The sequence below is a fragment of the Thermus sp. KWY1 genome (genome assembly GCF_057547025.1).
Genome location: NZ_BAAJPG010000010.1, coordinates 63,860 through 84,429 on the forward strand (window position 1 = coordinate 63,860; position 20,570 = coordinate 84,429).

The following is a 20,570-nucleotide window of genomic DNA, read 5'->3' on the forward strand; positions in this document are numbered from 1 at the left end:
CATGGAGCTCCTGCTGCAAACCCTCCTGAACGGCCTCCTCATGAGCGGGATCTACGCCTTGGTGGCCACGGGATTAGCCCTCTCCTTGGGGGTGGTGGGGATCGTTAACTTTGCCCACGGGGAGTTTTTGATGATGGGGGCCTTCCTCTCCTACCTCCTCTTTGCCTTCCGGGGGGTGGACCCCCTCCTCTCCTTGGGCCTCGCCTTCCTGGCTGCCTTTTTGGTGGGAGGCCTGGCCTACCAGGGCCTGATCCGGCCGGTACTAAAGGCCCCGGAACTCAACCAAATGCTCCTCACCTTCGGGCTGGCCATCCTCCTGCAAAACCTAGCCCTCCTCCTTTTCGGTGCCGACACCCGGGTGGTGGCCCCACCCTACCAAGCGACCACCCTCTCCCTGGGCCCCTTCTTCCTGGGAGCCGTACCCTTGGGGGCCTTTTTGCTCTCCCTCGCCATCCTCTTGCTGCTCCAGGTCTTCCTCACCCGAAGCCGGCTAGGCCTGGCCATGCGGGCCGTGGCCCAAAACCGCCTGGCCCCCGGGCTTCTGGGGATTGAGGCGGAAAGGGTCTACCTCCTGGCCTTCGGCCTGGCCGCTGCCTTGGCCGGTATAGCTGGGGTCATGCTCTCGGTGATGCTGTACGCCAGCCCCACCGTGGGCTTCGCCTTTACCCTCAAATCCTTCGCCATCGTGGCCCTGGCCGGGCTTGGCAACCTCAAGGGGGTGGTGCCCGCCAGCTTTGTTCTGGCCCTGGCCGAGGCCTTGGTGAGCACCTATCTACCGGGAGGGGGAGGGCTCGTGGAGGCGGTCTTCTTTTTGGTGCTCTTCCTCGCCCTGGTGGGCCGGGCCTGGAGGGAGGCATGAAGGGTTTCGGCCACCTTAGCCTGATCCTCCTCTTCCTGCTCTTCTTCGTCCTGCTACCCTACCTTCCCTTAGGGATCTGGCGGGCCTTCCTCCTGGACGTGGGTTTTTTCGTCCTCCTCCTTACCGCATTGGCCCTCTCCTGGGACCTGGTGGCCCGCACCGGCCAGCTTTCCTTGGCCCACGGTGCCTTCTTCGGTTTAGGCGCGTATGGAGCTGGGCTCTTGGCCCCCCAGGTGGGCACGCTCCCCGCCCTTTGCCTGGGAGCCCTGGCAGCGGGGGCCGGAGCCCTGGTCCTGGGGTGGGTAACCTTGCGCCTCCACGGCCTGTACTTCGCCATGGCCAGCCTGGCCTTCAGCGAGGTGCTCCGCACCCTGGCCCTGAAACTCCCCTTTACCGGCGGACCCATTGGCCTTCCGGTCCTGCCCCCCTTTGGAGGGAATTGGCCTTTGGCCGCTTATTACCTGGGCTTCAGCGTCCTCCTCCTGGCCACAGCCCTGAGCCTTTGGGCGGAAAGGAGCCCATTCCGCCTCGCCCAGGCGGCTACCCGGCAATCGGAGGCGGTGGCCCGGGTCCTGGGCGTGCAGGTGGTGCGGGTAAAACTCTGGTCCCTGTTCTTGGGAAGTGTGGTGGCCGGGCTCGCTGGCGGCGTCTATGGGATGAAAACCCTCTTCCTCTCCCCTTATGACGCCTTCAGCCTGGCAAGAGCCGTGGAAGCCCTGGTTATCCCCATCTTCGGCGGGCTTTACACCACCTTGGGGCCCCTGCTGGGCGGCGTGGCCTTGGTAAGCCTCGAGCAGGCCCTTAGGCTTTGGATCCAGGAGGGATACCTGGTGGTCTACGGAGCCATCCTCATCCTGGTCATCCTCTTCCTGCCCCGCGGCCTGGTGGGCGTTTTGGGGAGGCACCGTGGGTAAGGTTCTGGAAGTCATAAGGGTGAGCAAACGCTTCCTGGGGCTACAGGCCCTTAAGGAAGTGAGCCTTCACCTGGAAGAAGGGGAAATCCTGGCGGTCATCGGCCCCAACGGAGCCGGAAAAAGCACCCTCTTGAACCTTCTTTCAGGCCTACTAAGGCCCGACTCGGGCCGGATCCTATTCCAAGGGCAGGACATCACCCATCTCCCCCCGGAGGCCCGCACCCACCTGGGTCTCGGACGGGCCTTCCAGATCGTGCAGCCCCTCCCCGAGCTCACCGTGCGGGAGAACCTGCTGGTGGGGGCGCGCTTTGGCAAACCCCAGGTGCGACAGAAAGAGGCGGAGGCCTGGGTGGAGGAGGTGCTGCGCCTCACGGGATTGGAGCGCCGGGCGGAGGCTTTGGCCGGGGAGCTCACCCTTCTAGAGGACAAGCGGCTCGAGCTGGCCCGGGCCCTGGCCACCCGGCCTAGGGTGCTCCTCCTGGATGAGGTCATGGCCGGCTTGCGCCCCAAGGAAGCCGAAGAAGCCGTGGCCCTGGTGCGGCGGATCCGCGACGCCGGGGTCAGCATCCTGTTCATCGAGCATCTCATGCCCGTGGTGCGCGCTTTGGCCGACCGGGTGGTGGTTCTGGACTACGGCGAGGTGATCGCCGAGGGAACCTACCAGAAGGTAGCCCAGGACCAGAGGGTACGGGAGGCCTACCTGGGGAGGGGAGCATGAAGCTCAGGGTAGAAGGCCTAGAAACCGGCTATGGCAAGGCCCAGGTGCTCTTCGGCATGGACCTCGAGGTGCGCGAAGGGGAACTGGTGGCCCTCCTAGGAGCCAATGGGGCGGGCAAGACCACCCTGCTCCGGACCATTTCCGGCCTGATCCGCCCCTGGCGGGGCAGGATCCTTTGGGATGGAAAGGACCTCGGGGGTCTTTCCTCCGCCAAAAGAGCCAGGCTGGGGCTCGGCCACGTGCCCGAGGGCAGGCAGCTCTTTCCCCTGATGACCGTGGAGGAAAACCTCCGCCTGGGAGCGGCCTTCCTGGCCCCTGGCCAGGAAAAGGAGGGTTTTGAACGGGTCTACACCCTCTTTCCCCGGCTTGCGGAGCGAAGGAGGCAGCTTGCCGGCACCCTCTCCGGCGGGGAACAGCAAATGCTGGCCATCGCCCGCGCCCTCATGGGCTTCCCGAAAATCCTCCTGGTGGACGAACCCTCCTTAGGCCTGGCACCCCGGCTGGCCGAGGAGGTGCTCAGAACCCTCAACCGGGTGGCGGAAGAGGGGGTGGGGATTTTGCTGGTGGAACAGAATGTGGCCCTTTCCCTGGAGGTGGCGGCCAGGGCCTATGTGGTGGAACACGGGCGCATCGTGCTCCACGGCCCACCCCGTGCGGTGCTGGAGGACCCCCGGATCCGGGAGGCTTACCTAAGCTTGTAAGGCCACATCAAAGCCGCTGTTCGCTAGTCTCCCACCGCACGATACAGGTACAAGGCCATGCTCACCAGACACAAATCCTCCGCCCGACCCAGGTGAAGGCCAGTCAGTTCTTCGGCGCGATGAAGCCTATAGAGAACAGAGTTGGGATGGAGGCCCAGGCGATGGGCTGTCTTCTTGAGGGAAAACCCCGCCTGCAAATAGACCTCCAGGGTAGCCAAAAGCTCTGGATGGGGCTCGAGGGGAGCCAGGAGCCTCAATAGCCGCTCCCTTCCCTTGGGCGAATCCAAGGCAATGGCCAAGGGCCACAAATAGCGGGTTGGGTAGAGGCCGGGCGGCAACCGCAAGCAACTACCCAGGGCCAAAGCCTCCTCCAGGTCCGCCCCGACCCTTGAGGCATCCGTCCCTTCCTCTACCCAAAGCACCGCCTGGCACTTGCGGGCTAGGCCCCTAAGCTCCTGCTCCACCTCGGCCAGGGGCGCGGCCAGAAAAAGCAGGGCACCAAAGGGGCTTTGCTCGTAGACCAGGGTCTCGGAGGGGAGGCTTAAGTGGCGCGGGGCCAGGGCTATGGCCCCGGCATCGGCAAACCCCACCCCAATGCCCACAACCGATCCACGGGGAAGCCTACCCTCCAGGGCCAAGCGGTATCCCTGAGCCGAGGCCTCGCTTACCCGGTCCAGAAGTTCCACCACCCGGGGGGCCAGCTCCGCCAAGCGGTTTGGCGTCGAGTCCTTTAGAGCCTCGAGGGCATCTTTGGCCCAGAGGCGGTAAGCCCGGAGCAGGGCCGGGAGGGATACGCCTTGGCTCCGCCGGCGCTGGCCCACCGCCAAGGCCAGGTCCTCCACGTTCCCGCCCTCCTCGAGGGCCCGCAAGTACTCAAAGGAAACTACAGCCACATCCCGCTCGAGGATGCGCGTATCCAGCCGGGCGTAATCAGGGATTTCCTGGGCATAGTGCCAGGCCATAGTTTCAGCCCAGGACCAAAGAGTCCGGTGAAGGGCACCCATGCCTTTCCCCTCCTCGGCGTCTCCCTAGTATACAGGGACCTTCCACTTGAGGTCTAACACAAAACCCCCGGGCCCTACCTTGGATGAAGTCACAGTAGACGAGGCTTGGCCCTACCTTTACGCTTAAACACGAAACCTAGAGCCGTTGACCCCAAGGAGGAGGGAATGGTCAAGAACCTAATCGGTGCTGAGTGGCAGGAGGTTTCCCGCCCCACGTTGCCCGTGTACAACCCTGCCACCGGGGAGGTGATCGAGGAGGTTCCCCTTTCGGGGAAGGAGGAGGTGGACCGGGCGGTGGCTGCGGCCCAGAGAGCCTTTGAGGTGTGGAGCCGCACCCCCCTCATGGAGCGGGTCCGCCTCATGTTCCGCTTCAAGGAACTTTTGGAGAAGCACTTTGAGGACCTGGCCCACCTGGTCACCCTCCACCACGGCAAGACCCTGGAGGAGGCCCGCGGGGAGGTGCGCCGGGGCATCGAGGTGGTGGACTTCGCCTGCAGCGCTCCCACCCTCCTTCAGGGCCGCACCCTGCGGGAGGTCACGGGCGGGGTGGACCAGAACCTCTTCCACTACCCCTTGGGGGTGGTAGCCGGGATCCCCCCCTTCAACTTCCCGGTGATGATCCCCTTGTGGATGTTCCCCATCGCCGTGGTGGCGGGGAACACCTTTGTGCTCAAGCCCTCGGAGAGAACCCCCTTGGGGGCGGTGCGCCTGGCGGAGCTCTTCCTGGAGGCGGGCTTCCCCGAGGGGGTCCTCAACCTGGTCCACGGGGCCCAGGAGGCAGCGGAGGCCCTGGTGAGCCACCCGGAGGTGAAGGCGGTGCAGTTCGTGGGCTCCGAGCCCGTGGCCCGGAGGATCTACCAGCTGGCCGCCCAGCACGGCAAGAGGGTCTCGGCGGCCGGGGGAGCCAAGAACCACCTGGTGGTGATGCCCGACGCCAATCTGGACCAGGCCATCCCCGCGATCCTCAACTCCGCCTTCGGCAACGCCGGGGAAAGGTGCCTGGCAGGGAGCGTGGCCGTAGGGGTGGGGGGCGTTGGCCCCGAACTCTTGGAGAGGATTGTGGAGAGCGCCCGCAGGCTCAGGGTGGGTCCGGGATGGGAGGAGGGGGTGCAGGTGGGTCCCCTGATCCGGGAGGAGCACCGGAGACGGGTGGTGGGGTACATCCAAAAGGGCCTGGAGGAGGGGGCCAGGCTGGCCCTGGACGGCCGGGGGATCGAGGGCAAAGGCTTCTTCCTGGGGCCCACGGTGCTGGACCGGGTCTCCCCCCGCATGGTGGTGGGGCGGGAGGAGATCTTCGGCCCCGTGCTCTCCGTCTCCTACGCCCAGGACCTGGAAGAGGCCATCGCCCAGGCCAACGCCGTGCCCTATGGCAACATGGCCACCCTCTTCACCCAAAGCGGCCGGGCGGCCCGGGAGTTCAGGGAAAGGGTCCAGGCGGGGATGGTGGGGATCAACGTGGGCGTGGCCCAGCCCTTTGCCTTCTACCCCTTCTCCGGATGGCGCAATTCCTTCTTCGGCGACCTACACCCCCACGGCCCCGACGCCTTCCTCTTCTACACCCAAAGGAAGGTGGTGGTGGAAAGATGGTGATGCGGGCTGCGGTATTGGAGCGGGTGGGGGAACCCTTGAGGATAGAGGAGGTTCCTATTCCCGAACCCAAAGCCGGGGAGGTACTGGTACGGGTAGCAGCCTGCGGAGTATGCCACACGGATCTCCATGTGATCAAAGGAGAAGTAGCCTTCCCTACCCCTTGCGTACTAGGACACGAGATCTCGGGTACGGTGGCCGCTTTAGGCCCGGGAGTGGAGGGCCTAAAGGTGGGTGAAAAGGTAGTCTCCAGCTTCATCATGCCTTGCGGCCAGTGCCCCTACTGCGTTCGGGGAGAGGAGGATCTCTGCGAGCGCTTCTTCAGCTTTAACCGCCTCAGGGGCGTGCTCTACGACGGCGCCACGCGGCTCTTCCGCAAGGACGGGACGCCCCTATGGATGTACTCCATGGGTGGCCTAGCGGAGTATGCCGTGGTTCCCACCACGGATGTCTTCCCCCTGCCTGAAGGCATTGCCTTGGAGGATGCGGCCATCCTCGGCTGTGCCCTCTTCACCGCCTATGGTGCGGTGAAAACCGCTGGCCTCGAGGGTGGGGAGTCGGTGGCCGTGGTGGCCACCGGCGGGGTGGGTTTAGGGATCGTCCAAATCGCCCGGGCTTTCGGCGCCTACCCTGTGGTGGCCATAGACCTCCGGCCCGAGAAACTCGCTAAGGCAAGGACCCTTGGCGCTACCCATGCCTTCACCCCGGAGGAAGCCCCCCAAGCCATTCTAGACCTGACGGGCGGGCGGGGAGTAGACGTGGCCTTCGAGGCATTAGGGAGACCGGAAACCTTCCGTTTGGCCCTAAACCTCCTCCGGGATGGGGGAAGGATGGTACCCGTAGGCATCGCCCCTCAAGGGATGGAGGCCGGGGTGGAAATCACCCGCTTGGTCCGGCGCAAGCTCAAAATCCTAGGCTCCTACGGGGCCAAGCCCCGTAAGGACATGCCCATCCTCCTCAAGCTGGCGCAAGCCGGCATCGTGGGGGTGGGTGCAGAAGTTACTGATCGCTTCACTTTGGAGGAAGCCGACCTGGCCTACCGACGGCTGGACAAGGGGCAGATCGTGGGCCGGGCGGTGGTGGCGATGGGAGGTTAGGGTATGCTGAGGTACAAGCTTACGCGTAGAGGGGTTTTGAAGTTAGGTTTAGGCTCCGCCTTCTTCACCCTGAACAGCCTGGGGCAAGGGCGGGAGGCCATCCGCATCGGGCTCGTCGATCCTTTTTCTGGTGTGTACGCTGCCCTGGGTCGCAGTGAACTCGAAGGCGCTCGCATGGCGGTAGACGACGTGAACGTGAGGGGTGGAGTCCTGGGCAGGCCCTTAGAGCTTTTGCCCGAAGACTCGGCCGCAAAAACCGACGTGGGGGTACAGAAGCTGAGAAAGCTGGTGGAGCGGGATAAAATCCAGTTCTCCCTGGGGGAGGTATCCAGTGGGGTGTCCTTAGCCCTGAGTCAAACCGCCGCCGAATACAAGATGCTCCACATTGTTACTGGGGGACACGCTGACGCCATTACAGGCCAAAGCTGCCGGTGGAACACCTTCCGCATCCCCACGAGTGGGTCCATGGAAGCCAATGCTATTGGTCGGCTTTTGGCCGAACGCTTTGGGAAAAACTGGTACATCATCACCCCCGACTACGCCTATGGCTGGTCCTTACAGGAGAGCTTTACCAAGGTGGCGGAGCGCCTGGGCGGCAAGGTGCTTGGAGCCGACCGATTGCCCTTGGGCACAGTGGACTACTCCGCCGTTCTCCTCAAAGCAGCTAGGGCTAAACCTGATGTACTTCTCGTGTTCCAAGCAGGTGATGATGCGGTAGCCATTCTCAAACAAATCGTTCAGTTCGGCCTGGACAAACAGATGGCCATCGCCGGAGGACTTCAGGAATGGGAGAATATTGTAGCCCTGCCTAAAGAAGCCCGGATCGGCTGGTGGACCTTCGAGTGGTACTGGATCCAGCCCAATGTCCCTGAGGTTAAAACCTTTGTGGACCGGTACCGTCGGCGCTACCGCAAGGTACCCACTGCACGAAGCTGGTTCGGATACGCTGCTATATGGAGCCTGGCTCTAGCCATAAACAAGGCCAAGAGCCTGGATGCTGTTAAGGTAGCTCAAGCCATGGAGGGTCTGGAGCTACCTCGTAGCGTAGCCCTTCAGCCAGGGCGGGTCTACTATCGAAAAGAGGATCACCAGCTGATGACTGGGGTCTTCGTGGGGTATGTGCGCCAAGGCCAAGACCCCGATGACATATTTGAGGTGGTACGGGTAGTGCCAGGAGAAGAGGCCGCACCACCTCCCCAGGAAACGGGTTGCCGTATCGTCTACCCCTAGGTATGGACCTCCTCTTGATCCAGCTTCTAAATGGCTTGGTGAGCGGAGCTTTTTATGCCCTCCTAGCTCTAGGCCTAGCCCTAATCTTATCTTTGACCCGCATCATCAACCTCGCCCATGGGGGCTTCCTGGTGGTAGGAGCTTACATGGGCTACGTGCTTTCCGGATTGGTGGGATTCTACTGGTCTCTACTCCTAGCTCCCTTAGGCCTTGCCCTCCTGGCGGTCATCCTAGAAATCAGCATCATGCGTCCCCTTTACCGCCGCGACCCCTTAGAGAGCCTTCTCCTTACCTTTGGGCTAGCCTTGGCCCTTGAGGAGACTGTGCGCATCCTCTTCGGTCCTGTGGCGGTACCCTTCCGGATTCCAGAGGGCCTGGGAAGCTCTTTATTCCCCGGAACCAGCCTCTTCTTCCTCACCCGCTACCGGATCCTGGTCCTAGCCATAGCGCTAATGGCTGGACTAGGGGTTTATCTCCTTCTGCGCTTTACCCGTTTGGGCCTTTACCTCCGAGCAGGAGCCCAGGACCGGGAAACCCTCAACGCGCTTGGCACGGACGTAAGGCGCCTGTACACCCTGGCCTTTGCCCTGGGAGCCTTCTTGGCTGGCTTAGCTGGGGTTCTGGCCGCTGGCCAGCTGGGCCTTTCGCCCACCATGGGAACTGGCCTCCTTATGCCCAGTTTCGTGGCCCTCATTTTAGGTGGGGTGGGAAGCCTGGGAGGTAGTTACCTTGGAGGCCTTCTGGTGGGTATGGCCACCGGTCTAGCCGGAAACTTTTTGGCCCTGGCTAGCGAACTGGCCATTTATCTTATACTTGTTCTCGTTCTTTTGTTGCGTCCTAGAGGACTTTTCGGACAGGAGGGGTTTTTCGAATGAGAACCTGGATCCTTCTCTTGGCCGTGCTCCTTCCCTTACCCTGGGTGCTCAAAGCCCTGGGCAGCTATGCAGCGATCGCTAGCTACATCCTCATATGGGGCTTAGCTGCCATGGGGCTCAATCTCCTCATAGGGTATACCGGCCAGGTGTCCTTTGGGCACGCCGCCTTCTTAGGCCTGGGAGCCTATGGGGCAGGCCTCACCCTAAAACACATCCTCCCAAGCACACTCCTGGCCGTAACCTGCGGTTTCCTTCTTGCTGGTATCGCCGCTGCCCTACTTGGCCTGCTTATCACTCGGCTGAGAGGAATCTACTTCGCCACCTTTACCATCGCTTTCAGCCAGTTCTTCTACTTTATAGCCTTCCAGTGGAGCGATCTTACCGGGGGGGATGACGGCCTAAGGGGGTTTGCCCGACAGCCCTTGCATTTACCAGGCTTCACCTTGGATCTCTCCAGCAGCGAGGCCTACTATTACTTTGTCCTCCCCATCTTTCTTCTCTCCAGCTTCCTCCTCTGGCAACTGGTCCAGTCGCCGCTAGGTAGATCCTTTTTGGCCCTACGAGAGAATATGCTTCGGGCACGCTTCCTGAGCCTGAAACCAGAACGCTATCTCTGGATAGCCTTCACGATATCAGGAGCAATAGCAGGCATCGCAGGTGCCCTTCTTGCCCTCCAAATCAACTTCGCCCAACCCAGCTTCCTCCATTGGACCACGTCTGGAACCTTGGTAATGATGGCCTTTCTGGGGGGCAGGTGGCACTTTTTCGGCCCCTTAATTGGTGCGGCCCTCTACGTGCTCCTTGAGGAACTTCTTAGCTCCTACACACAGGAATGGATGCTATTCATCGGAATCCTCTTCATCCTAGCCGTCCTATTCTTCCCCGGTGGGGTCGCTGGCCTTGCAACCAAGAGGAGGTCAACGTGAGGCCCATCCTGAGAGCAGAAGGTCTAAGCAAGGCCTTCGGCCGCTTACTAGCGGTATCAGGGGTGAACCTGGAAGTGGCAGCGGGCAGCATCCACGCCATCATTGGTCCCAACGGTGCCGGAAAGTCAACGCTCTTCGACCTGCTCTCCGGGGCCAAAAGACCTGATAGGGGGAGGGTTTACTTCCTAGACAAGGAAATCACCCACATCGCCGTCGAGGAACGAATTCGCTTGGGCCTTTCCCGCACCTTTCAGGTACCCCAGGTCTTTACCAATTTGACGGCCAGGGAAAACCTAATCATTGCCTTGGAGGCAGCCCACAGCCTCTCCTCCTACCCCTGGCCCCGGAAATCCCGTTTTCTGGAAGAGGAAGCATCCGCTCTCCTAGAGCGCCTAGGTCTGGAAGAACAGGCCAGCCGCCTTGTGGGAGAGTTAGCCCATGGGGACCAGCGCCTGGTGGAAATTGGCTTGGCTCTTTGTTTACGTCCTAAACTTCTTCTCCTCGACGAACCTACAGCGGGGATGAGCGATGCCGAAACCTGGCGCACGGTACAAACGCTTAAAAGCCTTCACCGTGAGGAAGGGCTCACCCTCCTCTTCATAGAGCACGACATGGCCGTGGTCTTTGGCATTGCCGATCGGGTCACCGTGCTTCACCTAGGGGAGGTCCTTGCAGAGGGGACCCCCGACGAAATCGCCAAGGACGAAAAGGTCCAAGCGGCTTACCTGGGGGAGGAGGTGATGGCAGGGTGAACGCCCTGCAACTGGATAGGGTCAACGCCTTTTACGGCAAAAGCCATATCCTGCACTCGGTTTCCTTACAGGTCAAAGCAGGAACGCTTGTTGCCCTCCTTGGACGAAATGGGGCTGGAAAAACCACCACCATCCGTGCAATTCTGGGTCTCACCCCTCCCAGGAAAGAGGGTCAAGTTCTTCTCTTTGGACAGGACATCACCCACGCGCCGCCCCACCAGATTGCCATGCTGGGCGTAGGCTATGTGCCTGAGGGGCGGAGGGTATTCCCCAACCTTAGCGTGGAGGAGAACCTGCGCATCACTTTGGGTAAGCGCCCCGGACCCTTTGACCTCGACCGTATATACCAGCTCTTCCCCAGACTCCAAGAAAGGCGGCATCACTCTGGACGCCAGCTATCCGGAGGAGAACAGCAGATGCTAGCCATCGCCAGAGCCTTGCTCCTAAACCCCCGCCTTCTGATCCTAGACGAGCCCTCCCAAGGCCTCGCGCCACTTGTGGTCCGCTTGGTTGGGGAAACTTTGCAAAAGTTTAAGGGAGAAGGGGTTTCCATACTTCTGGCAGAACAAAATGCCCGCTTGGCCCTCGAGCTGGCCGACTGGGTCTACATCCTGGACGACGGTCGGATAGTCCATTCGGGCCCTGCCATGGAACTCCGCCATGATCCCGAGCGGGTCCGGGCCTTAACCGGTGTAAAGGAGGGGTCTAACTACCGTGAACTTTAAAGAGCGTACAGTTCTAATCACTGGCGCAGCGAGCGGCATCGGCCTAGCCCTGGCCCGGGCCTTCGCCCGGGAGGGAGCCAGGGTCCTGGTCCACGATCTCCAAGATGCCTCGGCCTTAGCTAAGGAGCTCGGCGGGATCTTCCTGCAGGCGGACCTGGCCGATCCCAAAGCCGTGGAGGAACTCGGGAAGCAAGCGGCCCAGTACGGCGTGGACATACTGGTAAACAACGCAGGCTTCCAGCACATCGATCCGGTGGAGGAGTTTCCCCTGGAAACCTGGCAAAGGATGATCCAGGTGATGCTCACCGCCCCTTTCCAGCTCATCAAGGCCCTTCTCCCGGGGATGAAGGCCAAGGGCTGGGGGCGGATTCTCAACATTGCCAGCGTCCACGGCCTGGTGGCCAGCCCCTACAAGTCCGCCTACATCTCCGCCAAGCACGGCCTCTTGGGCCTCACCAAGACCGTGGCCCTCGAGGCGGGTCCCTATGGCATCACCGTGAACGCCATCGCCCCCGCCTACGTGCGCACCCCCCTGGTGGAGAACCAGATCGCCGACCAAGCCCGCACCCTTTCCCTCCCTGAAAGCGAGGTGGTGGAAAAGGTCTTCCTGGCCCAAGCGGCCATCAAGCGCCTCATCGAACCCGAGGAGGTGGCGGCCTTGGCCCTCTTCCTGGCCTCGGAAAAGGCCTCGGCCATCACGGGGGCCGTCTTCCCCATCGACCTGGGCTGGACCGCCCGCTAGCCCCGCACCGCCCGCAGGGGAATCCCCTTCTCCTTAGCCCAGGCCTCCCATTCCCGAGCGGTCCTCCCTTGGAAGAAGGCCAGGAGCCGCTCGTAAGGTGGAAGGCCGGGTCTAGCCGGATCGAAAGCCGAGGGAAGAAGCTCCCTAAGGCCCGCCTCCTCGCAAAACCGGGCCCAGAAATGGGGCTCCAAAGCCGCCAGGGCCACCTCCCCCTCCCGGGTGGGGTAAATCCCATAGCACAGGACGGAGCCATCCAGGAAGGGAATGGGGGGATAGGCCATGGCCTTCACCGCCTCGGAGAGGGCCACCTCGTACACCCCACCTCCAAGAAGCAGCCCCTTCAAGGCCGTAAGGGCCAGGGCATAGGCCCCTGCCAGGTCGGCGAACTGGAAGGACCTCCAGGGAAAGCGCCCGAGAAGCCCAGCCTCCGCCAGGTAGGTGAGGTCGTGGCCGGGGTCTGGGGCATCCGGGTAGCCTCGAAGCCGGGCATAGACCAAGCGGGGGTTGATCCCAAGGAGCACCTTAGGCCCGAGGCCCAGCCGCTCCATGACCCCGGGGCGGTTGGTCTCGAGGAGGATGGCGGCCTCGGGAACCAAGGCCAGGAAACGTTCCCGATCCTCCCCCCTCTTCAGGTCCAGGGTCAGGATCTCCTTTTTCCCGTTCAAGAAGCGGTAGGCCTCCGGGGCCCAGTCCCTGAGGGGGTCCCCTCGAGGGGGCTCCACCTTGAGGACGGGAAAGCCCAGATCCGCAAGGAACTTTCCCGCCAAGGGCCCGGGAAGAAGCCGGGTGAGATCCAGAACCCTACCTGGGGGCCATGCGCAAGGCGCCATCCAGGCGGATCACCTCCCCGTTCAGCATGGGGTTTTCCAGGATGTGGAGGACCAATAGGGCGTACTCCTCCGGCCGGCCCAGGCGCCTGGGAAAGGGCACCTGTTCGGCCAGCGAGGCCTTGGCCTTTTCAGGAAGCCCCTGAAGGAGGGGGGTATCGAAGAGGCCCGGGGCGATGGTCACCACCCGGATGCCCCAGTCCGCAAGCTCCCGGGCCACGGGGAGGGTGAGGCCCACCACGCCCCCCTTGCTGGCCGCGTAGGCCGCCTGGCCCACCTGGCCCTCAAAAGCCGCCACGCTGGCGGTGCTCACCACCACCCCCCGCTGCCCCTCGGCATCGGGAGGGTTCTCCCGCATGGCCCAAGCCGCAAGGCGCAAGACGTTAAAGGTACCGATGAGGTTCACCTCCACCACCTTGCGGAAACCTTCCAGGTCGTGGGGGCCTTCGCGCCCTAGAACCTTGCGGGCCAAACCGATGCCCGCCGCATTCACCAGCGCAAAAAGGGGAGCCTGGGAGGCCGCAAGCTCCACCGCTCGCTTAGCATCCTCCTCCCGGGTCACATCCCCTTCCAGGTAAACCAGGCCCGGATCCTCTCCCCGCCTGAGGTCCAAGACCACCACCCTGTAGCCCCTATCCCTTAAGGCCAAGGCCGTAGCCCTTCCCAACCCCGAGGCCCCACCCGTCACCAAAGCGCTTCTTTCCATGGTTCACCCCTAGATCCTCTGGATGACGGTGGCCGTGGCCTGCCCGTGGCCGATGCACATCACCTGCAGGCCAAACTCCCCCCTGGTGCGCTCCAGCTCGTAAAGGAGCTTGGTCATGAGGATGGCCCCCGTGGCCCCCAAGGGGTGCCCGTGGGCGATGGCCCCGCCATTGGGGTTCACCTTCTCCGGGTCGGGGCCAAACTCCCGCAGGAAGGCCAGAACCACGCTGGCGAAGGCCTCGTTGATCTCGATGACGTCCAGGTCCTTAAGGGAAAGCCCCGCCTTCTCCAGGGCCTTTTTGGTGGCGGGGATCACCTCCAAGAGTTGCAGGGTGGGATCCCCCGCCACCACCACCCGGGCAAGGAAACGGGCCCGGGGGCGGAGGCCCAAGGCCAAGGCCTTTTCCCTATCCCCCAGGAGCAGGGCCGCCGCCCCGTCGGAAACCTGGCTGGAGTTGCCGGCGGTCACCACCCCGTCCTCCCGGAAGACAGGCTTCAAGGCCAGCATCCGCTCGTAGTCCACGTCGAAACGCACCCCTTCGTCGCGGTCCAGCAGGAAGGGCCTTCCCTCCCCATCCACCCCCTCCAGGGGAAGGATCTGGCTCCGGAAGCGCCCCTCCTGGATGGCCCGGGCCGCCCGCCTGTGGGAGAGATAGCCCCACTCGTCCAGCTCCTCCCGGCAGAGGCCATACTTCTTTGCGATGCGCTCCGCGCTTTCCCCTTGGTGGACGAGCTCGTACCGCTGAAAAAGCGCCGGATTCAAGGTGTGGAAGCCTCCCCCGATATCGGAGAACATGGGGGATCGGGTCATGCTCTCCACCCCGCCGGCAATGGCAAAGTCCAGGTCGCCGGCAGCGATGGCCTGGGCGGCGAAGTGCACAGCCTGCTGGCTGGAGCCGCACATGCGGTTCAGGCTTACCGCAGGAACCTCCTGGGGTAGGCGGGAAAGGAGGACGGCAAGCCGTCCTATGTTGGCCCCCTGTTCCCCGGTTTGGGTCACGCAACCCGTGACCACATCCCCGATGAGCCCGGGGTCGATACCCGTCCGCTCCAGGAGGGCGTCCAAGACCTGGGCGTAAAGGGCATCGGGCCGCCACTCCCGCAAGGCTCCATTCCTCTTGCCGATGGGGGTGCGTACCCCCTCGAGGATCACGGGCTCTCCCATATCCGCCTCCTTACCAGCTCCCGCAGGATGACGAGCCTTTGGATCTCGGAGGTTCCCTCATAGATCTGGAGCACCTTGGCATCGCGGTACAGTTTGGCCAAGGGATACTCCTCGCTGTAGCCGTTTCCGCCAAAGACCTGGAGGGCCTCCGACACCCCCCGCACGGCGGCGTCGGCGGCGAAGGCCTTGGCCGTGGCTGCCTCCAAGGCGTTCTCCTCGCCTCGTTCCGCCAGTTCGGCGGCCTTCAGGGTGAGGAGGCGGGCGGCCTCCAGGTCCATGAGCATCTCCGCCAGCTTAAACCCCACCCCCTGGTGCTCCAGAAGGGGCCTGCCGAAAGCCTCCCGCATGGCAGCGTAGGCCAGGGCCTCGTCCAAGGCCCTCCGCAATAGCCCCACCGCCAAGGCTGCCACCATGGGCCGGGAGCGGTTGAACACCCGCATGGCCAGGGCAAACCCCTCCCGGGCGATCAAGCTCTCCTCGGGCACCAGGACGCCGTCCAGGTACACCTCCGCCGCCGGGGAGGCCTTCTGCCCCAGCTTGGGCAAAGGAGGCCCCACCTCCACCCCCATCCCCCGCTCCACCAGAAAGGCAGCGATCCCCTCCCGGCCCTCCGCCACCTTGGCAAAGACCACGAAAAAGGAGGCCTCCGGGGCATGGCTGATCCAGGTTTTGCGCCCGTGGAGGCGGTATCCGCCCGGCACCCTTTCCGCCCGGGTGCGGATGGCGGCCACATCCGAGCCCGCGTGGGGCTCGGTAAGGGCGTAGGAGGCCACCTCCTCCCTGAGCCGGGGTAGAAAGCTTCGGGCGTGGGCACTTCCCGAGAGGAGAAGGGCATCCGCCACCAGGTTGTTGAGGAGCAAGGCTGCCGCCACCCCGGTGCAGGCGTAGGCCAGTTCCTCCGCCACCAGGACCAGGCTCCTGGGCCCAAGCCCTGCCCCGCCCAGCTCCTCCGGGACCACCAGTACCGGAAAACCAAGCCCTGCCGCCTCCCGAAACAAAGGCCAGGGAAACCGGGCCTCCTGGTCCAGATGCTTGGCCTGGGGCAGGATGCGCTCCCGGGCAAAGCGCCGGGCCAGCTCCCGAACGGATTTCTCCAGGTCCACGGGAACCCCCGGCAAAAGTTTACCCGGTCCAAAACCCCGGGGCAAGAGTCCTCATCTCCCCTTCTTCCGGTACATGAGCCCATCGGCCGCCTCGAGGGCCTGCACCAGCTCCTTCCCCTCCACCTGGCTGAAGCCCACGGAAACCGAGGGGAAACGGGCATGGACCCGCGCCTCCAGGGAGGCTCCATCCCTTAAGCCCAGGTGCAGGCCCACGAACTCGTCCCCGCCCACCCGGTAAAGGGCATCCCCTTCCCGGGCCTCCTCCCGCAGGACCCTGGCGAAGCGGACCAGATGGGCATCCCCCGCCTTATGCCCCTCCCGGTCGTTCACCGCCTTCAGGTCGTCCAGGTCCCAGAGGGAAAGGACCAGGGAAAGCCCCTCCCGGGCGGCCAGGGCCTGGAGCCGGGGAAACTCCCGCTCCAGGGAGCGGCGGTTGGCCAGGCCCGTGAGGGGGTCGGTGAGGGCCTCGCTCTGGATGAGGCTTTGCAAAGCCTGAAGGCGACGGATCATGGCCGCCACGCTGAGGCCCGCTATGCTGGCCAAAAGCCCCCCCGCCGCCACCAGGAACCGGGTTTCCTCCTGGGGCCAGGGGGCGAGGAGGACATAGGCCAAGGCCAGCCAAAGCCCGGGCCAGCCAGCGAAGGCGGCAAAGGCGTAGGCGCCCACGGTGAAGAAGGCCATGACCCCAAGCCGCCAGTCCTCCCCGGAAAGCCCCGTGACCGCCGCCTCCGGTGAGGCCACCAGGCTCATGAGGGCGGTGAATAGGGCCACCCCCAGGTGCAGGGCCACGGCCAGGCGCCCCATGCCTGTGACCCTGCCCAGGATGTAGGCGACGGGAAGGCTTAACCAGTAAAGGAGCGTGGCAGCGTACATCACCCGGCCCCCATAAAGCACCACCACCGGGATCCACACCAAAGGAATCAGGGCCAGGCGCCCCATGCCTGTGACCCTGCCCAGGATGTAGGCGACGGGAAGGCTTAACCAGTAAAGGAGCGTGGCAGCGTACATCACCCGGCCCCCATAAAGCACCACCACCGGGATCCACACCAAAGGAATCAGGGCCAGGCGCCAGTACAGGCGGACCAGCCCCGGCCAGATCTCAGGGGTCATGCCGCATTCTACCCATACCGCCCAAACCACCAGGCCAGCTTGACTTTGCCCCCTCCACCCTGGACGATGAGAAGGATGGATGACAAGCGCATCCGCAACTTCTCCATCATCGCCCATGTGGACCACGGGAAGTCCACCCTGGCCGACCGCATCCTGCAGCTGACCCATGCGGTGAGCGAGCGGGAGATGCGGGAGCAGTTTCTGGACTCCCTGGAGCTGGAGCGCGAGCGGGGCATCACCATCAAGGCCAGCGCCGTGCGGGTGGAGTACCGGGCCAAGGACGGGGAAACCTATATCTTCAACCTGATCGACACCCCGGGCCACGTGGACTTCACCTACGAGGTCTCCCGGGCCTTGGCGGCGGTGGAAGGAGTCCTTCTGGTGGTGGACGCCAGCCAAGGAGTGGAGGCGGAAACCCTGGCCAAGTTCTACATGGCCCTGGAACACGGCCATGTGATGATCCCCGTCATCAACAAGATCGACCTTCCCAACGCCAGGCCCCTGGAGGTGGCCCTCGAGGTGGAGGAGGTGCTGGGCCTTCCCGCCGACGAGGCCATCTTCGCCTCGGGGAAGACGGGGGAAGGCGTGGAGGAGATCCTCGAGGCCATCGTAAAGCGCATCCCACCCCCCAAGGGCGACCCGGAAGCTCCCCTTAAGGCCCTCATCTTCGACTCCCTTTACGACGCCTACCAGGGGGTCATCCCCTACCTCCGCCTCTTTGAGGGCCGGGTGCGCCCGGGGGACCGGATCCGCATCTACTCCACCGGCAAGGAGTTCACCGTGGACAAGGTGGGGATCTTCACCCCCCAGGGGCTCATCCCCGTGGAGGAGCTCACCGCAGGGGAGGTGGGCTGGCTGGTGGCCGCCATCCGGGACATCCACGACGTGCAGGTGGGGGACACCATCACCCACGCCCATAGGCCCACCGACGCCCCCTACCCCGGCTTCCGCCCCGCCAAACCCGTGGTCTTCGCCGGCCTCTACCCCGTGGACTCCGGAGACTACGGAAGGCTAAGGGATGCCCTGGAAAAGCTCAAGCTCAACGACGCCGCCCTTTCCTTTGAGCCGGAAACCTCCACCGCCTTGGGCTTCGGTTTCCGCTGCGGCTTCCTGGGGCTTCTCCATGCGGAAATCGTGCAGGAGCGCCTGGAGCGGGAGTTCGGCCTGGAGCTCATCGCCACCGCCCCCAGCGTGGTCTACAGGGTGCGCCTGAAAAACGGGGAGGAGGTGGAGGTGCTAAACCCCGCCGACCTCCCCGACCCCACAAAGATCGAGGAGATCCTCGAGCCCTACGTGAAGCTCACCGTCTTTACCCCCGAGGAATACGTGGGGGCCATCATGCAACTCGTCCAGGAAAAACGGGGCCGCCTGGTGAACATGACCTACCTTCCCGGGGAAACCAAGCGGGTGGAGCTGGTCTACGAGGTGCCCTTTGCCGAGATCCTTTACGACTTCCACGACCGCCTGAAAAGCCTCTCCCGGGGCTACGCCTCCATGGACTACGAGCAGATCGGTTACCAGCCTGGGGACCTGGTCAAGGTCAACGTGCTGGTGCACGGGGAGCCCGTGGACGCCCTCACCTTCATCGCCCACCGGGACAAGGCCTACGCCATGGCCCGGGCCATCGTGGACAAGCTGGCGGAGGTCATCCCCCGTCAGCTTTTTGAGGTACCCATCCAGGCGGCCATCGGGGGCAAGATCATCGCCCGGGCCACGGTGAAGGCCCTGCGCAAGGATGTGCTGGCCAAGTGCTACGGCGGGGACGTAACCCGGAAGAAGAAGCTTCTGGAAAAGCAAAAGGAGGGGAAGAAGCGGCTCAAGGCCATCGGCAAGGTGGAGGTGCCCCAGGAGGCCTTCCTGGCGGTGCTCTCGGCGGGGCGGGATGAGTCTTAGGGCAAGGCTCGCCCTGGTTATCGCCCTTCTGGCTTTTCTGCCCAACCTGGTCCTGGCCCTCACCCTGGGCCTCATGGGGGAGGGTCCCTGGCTGCCCTTGGTGCTGTGGCTTCTCCTCATCGGCCTGGTTTCCGGGGCGGTGGGATACTTCCTGGCCCGAAGCCTCCTCAGGCCCCTCGAGGAGCTCACCCGCGCCCTGGCCTACCTCTCCGTCAAGGAGGGCCCGGTGAACGAGCTCAGGCTACCCGCCCCCAAGGAGCCTCCCCCCATGGAGATCGCCCTGCTCCGCGCCCGCTTCGGGGAGCTTCTTCAACGCCTCCAGCGCCTTATGGAGGCCCGGGAAGCCTTCTACGGGGCCCTGGCCCACGACCTGAAAACCCCCCTGCTTTCCGCCATCCGGGCCCTGGAGTACCTGGAAAGGGCGGACCACCTGGGACGGGAGAAGCGGGTGGAACTCCTTCTGGCCTTGAGGCGGGAGCTCTTCCAGGCCCACCTTCTCGTGGAAAACCTCCTGGCCCTCTCCCGCCTGGAGACCCGCACCCCCCAGCGGGAAACCCTGAACCTAAGGGCCTTGGCCGAGGATCTCCTTCTCCGTTACCGGGAGGAAGCGGGAAGGCGGGGGCTTGGCCTAACGGTGGAGGGGGCGGGTCTCGCCCGGGGGGAGCGGCTCCTTTTGGAAAGGGCCCTGGCCAACCTTCTGGACAACGCCCTGCGGCACGCCAAAACCCAGGTGCGCATCCGGGTGGAGGAAGGGGCCCTGCAGGTGGAGGACGACGGGGAAGGGCTTCCCCTGCCCCTGGAAGCCCTGGCCCAGCCCTTCCGCCAAGGAGGCCCGAACCGGGGAAGCGCGGGGCTTGGCCTCTACACCGCCAAGCGGGTGGCCGAGGCCCACGGGGGGAGGCTTCTGACCTGCAAAACCCCCTTGGGCGGGGCGTGTTTGCGCCTGGAACTCCCCCCGGCCAAGGAGCTTTAGTCCATAACCGGGGGGATCTGCCGCACCCAGAGGATGTAGGAGAGGTGCTCCAGGTACCTCAAGGGGACCTCGGGAAGGGGACGGTCCACCTCGAGGCTCATCATGGCCTCCCCGCCCCGCTTCTTGCGGCTCACCGTGAGGTAGGCGATGTTCACCTCGTCATCGGCCAGGATGCGGGCCACCCGGGCCACCACCCCCGGGGTGTCCACGTTGCGGATCACCAGGGTGGGGGCGGCTCCGGTGATGCGCACCTCGAAGCCATCCAGGTCAAAGATGCGCACCAGTCCGCCTCCCAGGGAGCTTCCGGTCACGGTAATGCGCTCCTTCTCCCCCTCCAGGACCATACGCACAGTGTTGGGATGCACGTCCCCAAGCTCCACTGCCTTAAAGGCCACCTCGAGGCCTTCCTTCTCCGCCAGGGAAAGGCTTTCCTTAAGCCTTTCGTCGTCGGGGGTAAAGCCCAAAACCCCCGCCACCAAGGCCAGGTGGGTGCCGTGGCCCTTTCCCGTCTTGGCAAAGGAGCCGTGCAGGCCAAACTCCACCCGCCTGGGCCTTTCCCCCAAAAGGTGCCGGGCCAGAAGGGCCAGGCGGCAGGCCCCGGCGGTGTGGCTGGAGGAAGGCCCCACCATCACCGGGCCGATCATGTCCAGTAGACCCATGCCTG

The 20,570-nt window shown here is 63.9% G+C and carries 21 protein-coding genes; 14 read left to right on the forward strand and 7 right to left on the reverse strand.

Going from position 1 to position 20,570, the window contains the following annotated elements; all coding sequences use genetic code 11:
* Position 1: 1 nt before the first annotated feature.
* Genes AC27GT_RS02770 through AC27GT_RS02785 form a run of 4 tightly spaced genes read left to right on the forward strand, consistent with a single transcriptional unit; the run spans position 2 to position 3,192 of the window.
* Positions 2 to 859 carry a branched-chain amino acid ABC transporter permease gene (locus AC27GT_RS02770; protein WP_038029114.1) on the forward strand — a complete coding sequence of 286 codons (858 nt, stop codon included), beginning with the start codon at positions 2 to 4 and terminating at the stop codon, positions 857 to 859.
* Positions 856 to 1,773: a branched-chain amino acid ABC transporter permease gene (locus AC27GT_RS02775; RefSeq protein ID WP_052037892.1), complete on the forward strand. Its 918-nt coding sequence runs from the start codon at positions 856 to 858 to the stop codon at positions 1,771 to 1,773. Before AC27GT_RS02770 ends, AC27GT_RS02775 begins: the two co-directional genes overlap by 4 nt.
* Positions 1,766 to 2,491: an ABC transporter ATP-binding protein gene (locus tag AC27GT_RS02780; protein WP_028493216.1), complete on the forward strand. Its 726-nt coding sequence runs from the start codon at positions 1,766 to 1,768 to the stop codon at positions 2,489 to 2,491. The genes AC27GT_RS02775 and AC27GT_RS02780 overlap by 8 nt, the downstream gene beginning before the upstream one ends.
* Positions 2,488 to 3,192 carry an ABC transporter ATP-binding protein gene (locus AC27GT_RS02785; RefSeq protein ID WP_038029111.1) on the forward strand — a complete coding sequence of 235 codons (705 nt, stop codon included), beginning with the start codon at positions 2,488 to 2,490 and terminating at the stop codon, positions 3,190 to 3,192. Before AC27GT_RS02780 ends, AC27GT_RS02785 begins: the two co-directional genes overlap by 4 nt.
* Positions 3,193 to 3,215: 23 nt before the next feature.
* Here the strand turns inward: AC27GT_RS02785 and AC27GT_RS02790 are convergent, their stop codons facing one another.
* Positions 3,216 to 4,154: a PucR family transcriptional regulator gene (locus AC27GT_RS02790; protein WP_126218514.1), complete on the reverse strand. Its 939-nt coding sequence runs from the start codon at positions 4,152 to 4,154 to the stop codon at positions 3,216 to 3,218.
* 207 nt (positions 4,155 to 4,361) lie between these two features.
* Between AC27GT_RS02790 and AC27GT_RS02795 the strand changes: the two genes are divergently transcribed.
* Genes AC27GT_RS02795 through AC27GT_RS02830 form a run of 8 tightly spaced genes read left to right on the forward strand, consistent with a single transcriptional unit; the run spans position 4,362 to position 12,130 of the window.
* A complete protein-coding gene (locus tag AC27GT_RS02795) occupies positions 4,362 to 5,786 on the forward strand; it encodes a CoA-acylating methylmalonate-semialdehyde dehydrogenase (protein WP_038029108.1) in 1,425 nt (474 codons plus the stop codon).
* Positions 5,786 to 6,880, forward strand: a complete 1,095-nt coding sequence (locus AC27GT_RS02800) for a zinc-binding dehydrogenase (RefSeq protein WP_038029126.1) — start codon at positions 5,786 to 5,788, stop codon at positions 6,878 to 6,880. Before AC27GT_RS02795 ends, AC27GT_RS02800 begins: the two co-directional genes overlap by 1 nt.
* Before the next feature lie 3 nt (positions 6,881 to 6,883).
* On the forward strand, positions 6,884 to 8,110 hold the full coding sequence (locus AC27GT_RS02805; RefSeq protein ID WP_126218895.1) for an ABC transporter substrate-binding protein: 1,227 nt from the start codon (positions 6,884 to 6,886) through the stop codon (positions 8,108 to 8,110).
* Between the two features lie 2 nt (positions 8,111 to 8,112).
* Positions 8,113 to 8,985 carry a branched-chain amino acid ABC transporter permease gene (locus tag AC27GT_RS02810; RefSeq protein ID WP_038029439.1) on the forward strand — a complete coding sequence of 291 codons (873 nt, stop codon included), beginning with the start codon at positions 8,113 to 8,115 and terminating at the stop codon, positions 8,983 to 8,985.
* Positions 8,982 to 9,911, forward strand: a complete 930-nt coding sequence (locus AC27GT_RS02815; protein WP_038029436.1) for a branched-chain amino acid ABC transporter permease — start codon at positions 8,982 to 8,984, stop codon at positions 9,909 to 9,911. The genes AC27GT_RS02810 and AC27GT_RS02815 overlap by 4 nt, the downstream gene beginning before the upstream one ends.
* On the forward strand, positions 9,908 to 10,663 hold the full coding sequence (locus AC27GT_RS02820) for an ABC transporter ATP-binding protein (RefSeq protein ID WP_216593108.1): 756 nt from the start codon (positions 9,908 to 9,910) through the stop codon (positions 10,661 to 10,663). Before AC27GT_RS02815 ends, AC27GT_RS02820 begins: the two co-directional genes overlap by 4 nt.
* A complete protein-coding gene (locus AC27GT_RS02825; protein ID WP_038029434.1) occupies positions 10,660 to 11,388 on the forward strand; it encodes an ABC transporter ATP-binding protein in 729 nt (242 codons plus the stop codon). Before AC27GT_RS02820 ends, AC27GT_RS02825 begins: the two co-directional genes overlap by 4 nt.
* Positions 11,378 to 12,130, forward strand: a complete 753-nt coding sequence (locus tag AC27GT_RS02830) for a 3-hydroxybutyrate dehydrogenase (protein WP_487223511.1) — start codon at positions 11,378 to 11,380, stop codon at positions 12,128 to 12,130. The genes AC27GT_RS02825 and AC27GT_RS02830 overlap by 11 nt, the downstream gene beginning before the upstream one ends.
* On the opposite strand, the gene AC27GT_RS02835 is transcribed toward AC27GT_RS02830, so the two are convergent.
* The 5 genes from AC27GT_RS02835 to AC27GT_RS02855 are packed head-to-tail and all read right to left on the reverse strand — an operon-like array spanning position 12,127 to position 17,040.
* Positions 12,127 to 12,960 (reverse strand): CoA transferase, encoded by an 834-nt coding sequence (locus tag AC27GT_RS02835; protein ID WP_487223512.1) that lies wholly within the window; start codon positions 12,958 to 12,960, stop codon positions 12,127 to 12,129. The two genes, AC27GT_RS02830 and AC27GT_RS02835, sit on opposite strands and share 4 nt — an antisense overlap.
* On the reverse strand, positions 12,932 to 13,663 hold the full coding sequence (locus AC27GT_RS02840; protein WP_126218893.1) for a 3-hydroxyacyl-CoA dehydrogenase: 732 nt from the start codon (positions 13,661 to 13,663) through the stop codon (positions 12,932 to 12,934). Before AC27GT_RS02840 ends, AC27GT_RS02835 begins: the two co-directional genes overlap by 29 nt.
* 9 nt (positions 13,664 to 13,672) lie before the next feature.
* Positions 13,673 to 14,827, reverse strand: coding sequence for a thiolase family protein (locus tag AC27GT_RS02845; protein ID WP_487223513.1), 1,155 nt, complete (start codon positions 14,825 to 14,827; stop codon positions 13,673 to 13,675).
* A complete protein-coding gene (locus tag AC27GT_RS02850; RefSeq protein ID WP_371180286.1) occupies positions 14,812 to 15,924 on the reverse strand; it encodes an acyl-CoA dehydrogenase family protein in 1,113 nt (370 codons plus the stop codon). Before AC27GT_RS02850 ends, AC27GT_RS02845 begins: the two co-directional genes overlap by 16 nt.
* 57 nt (positions 15,925 to 15,981) lie before the next feature.
* Positions 15,982 to 17,040 (reverse strand): GGDEF domain-containing protein, encoded by a 1,059-nt coding sequence (locus AC27GT_RS02855; RefSeq protein ID WP_487223514.1) that lies wholly within the window; start codon positions 17,038 to 17,040, stop codon positions 15,982 to 15,984.
* Positions 17,041 to 17,106: 66 nt separating this feature from the next.
* On the opposite strand from AC27GT_RS02855, the gene lepA reads away from it, so the two are divergent.
* Together lepA and AC27GT_RS02865 are read left to right on the forward strand one after the other, a co-directional pair.
* The gene (gene lepA / locus AC27GT_RS02860; RefSeq protein ID WP_126164666.1) at positions 17,107 to 18,933 is read left to right on the forward strand and encodes a translation elongation factor 4; all 1,827 of its coding nucleotides are present in this window, start codon (positions 17,107 to 17,109) and stop codon (positions 18,931 to 18,933) included.
* Positions 18,923 to 19,906 carry a sensor histidine kinase gene (locus AC27GT_RS02865; RefSeq protein ID WP_038029413.1) on the forward strand — a complete coding sequence of 328 codons (984 nt, stop codon included), beginning with the start codon at positions 18,923 to 18,925 and terminating at the stop codon, positions 19,904 to 19,906. Before lepA ends, AC27GT_RS02865 begins: the two co-directional genes overlap by 11 nt.
* Here the strand turns inward: AC27GT_RS02865 and sdaAB are convergent.
* Positions 19,903 to 20,565 (reverse strand): L-serine ammonia-lyase, iron-sulfur-dependent subunit beta, encoded by a 663-nt coding sequence (gene sdaAB, locus AC27GT_RS02870; protein ID WP_015716795.1) that lies wholly within the window; start codon positions 20,563 to 20,565, stop codon positions 19,903 to 19,905. The two genes, AC27GT_RS02865 and sdaAB, sit on opposite strands and share 4 nt — an antisense overlap.
* Positions 20,566 to 20,570: the final 5 nt, after the last annotated feature.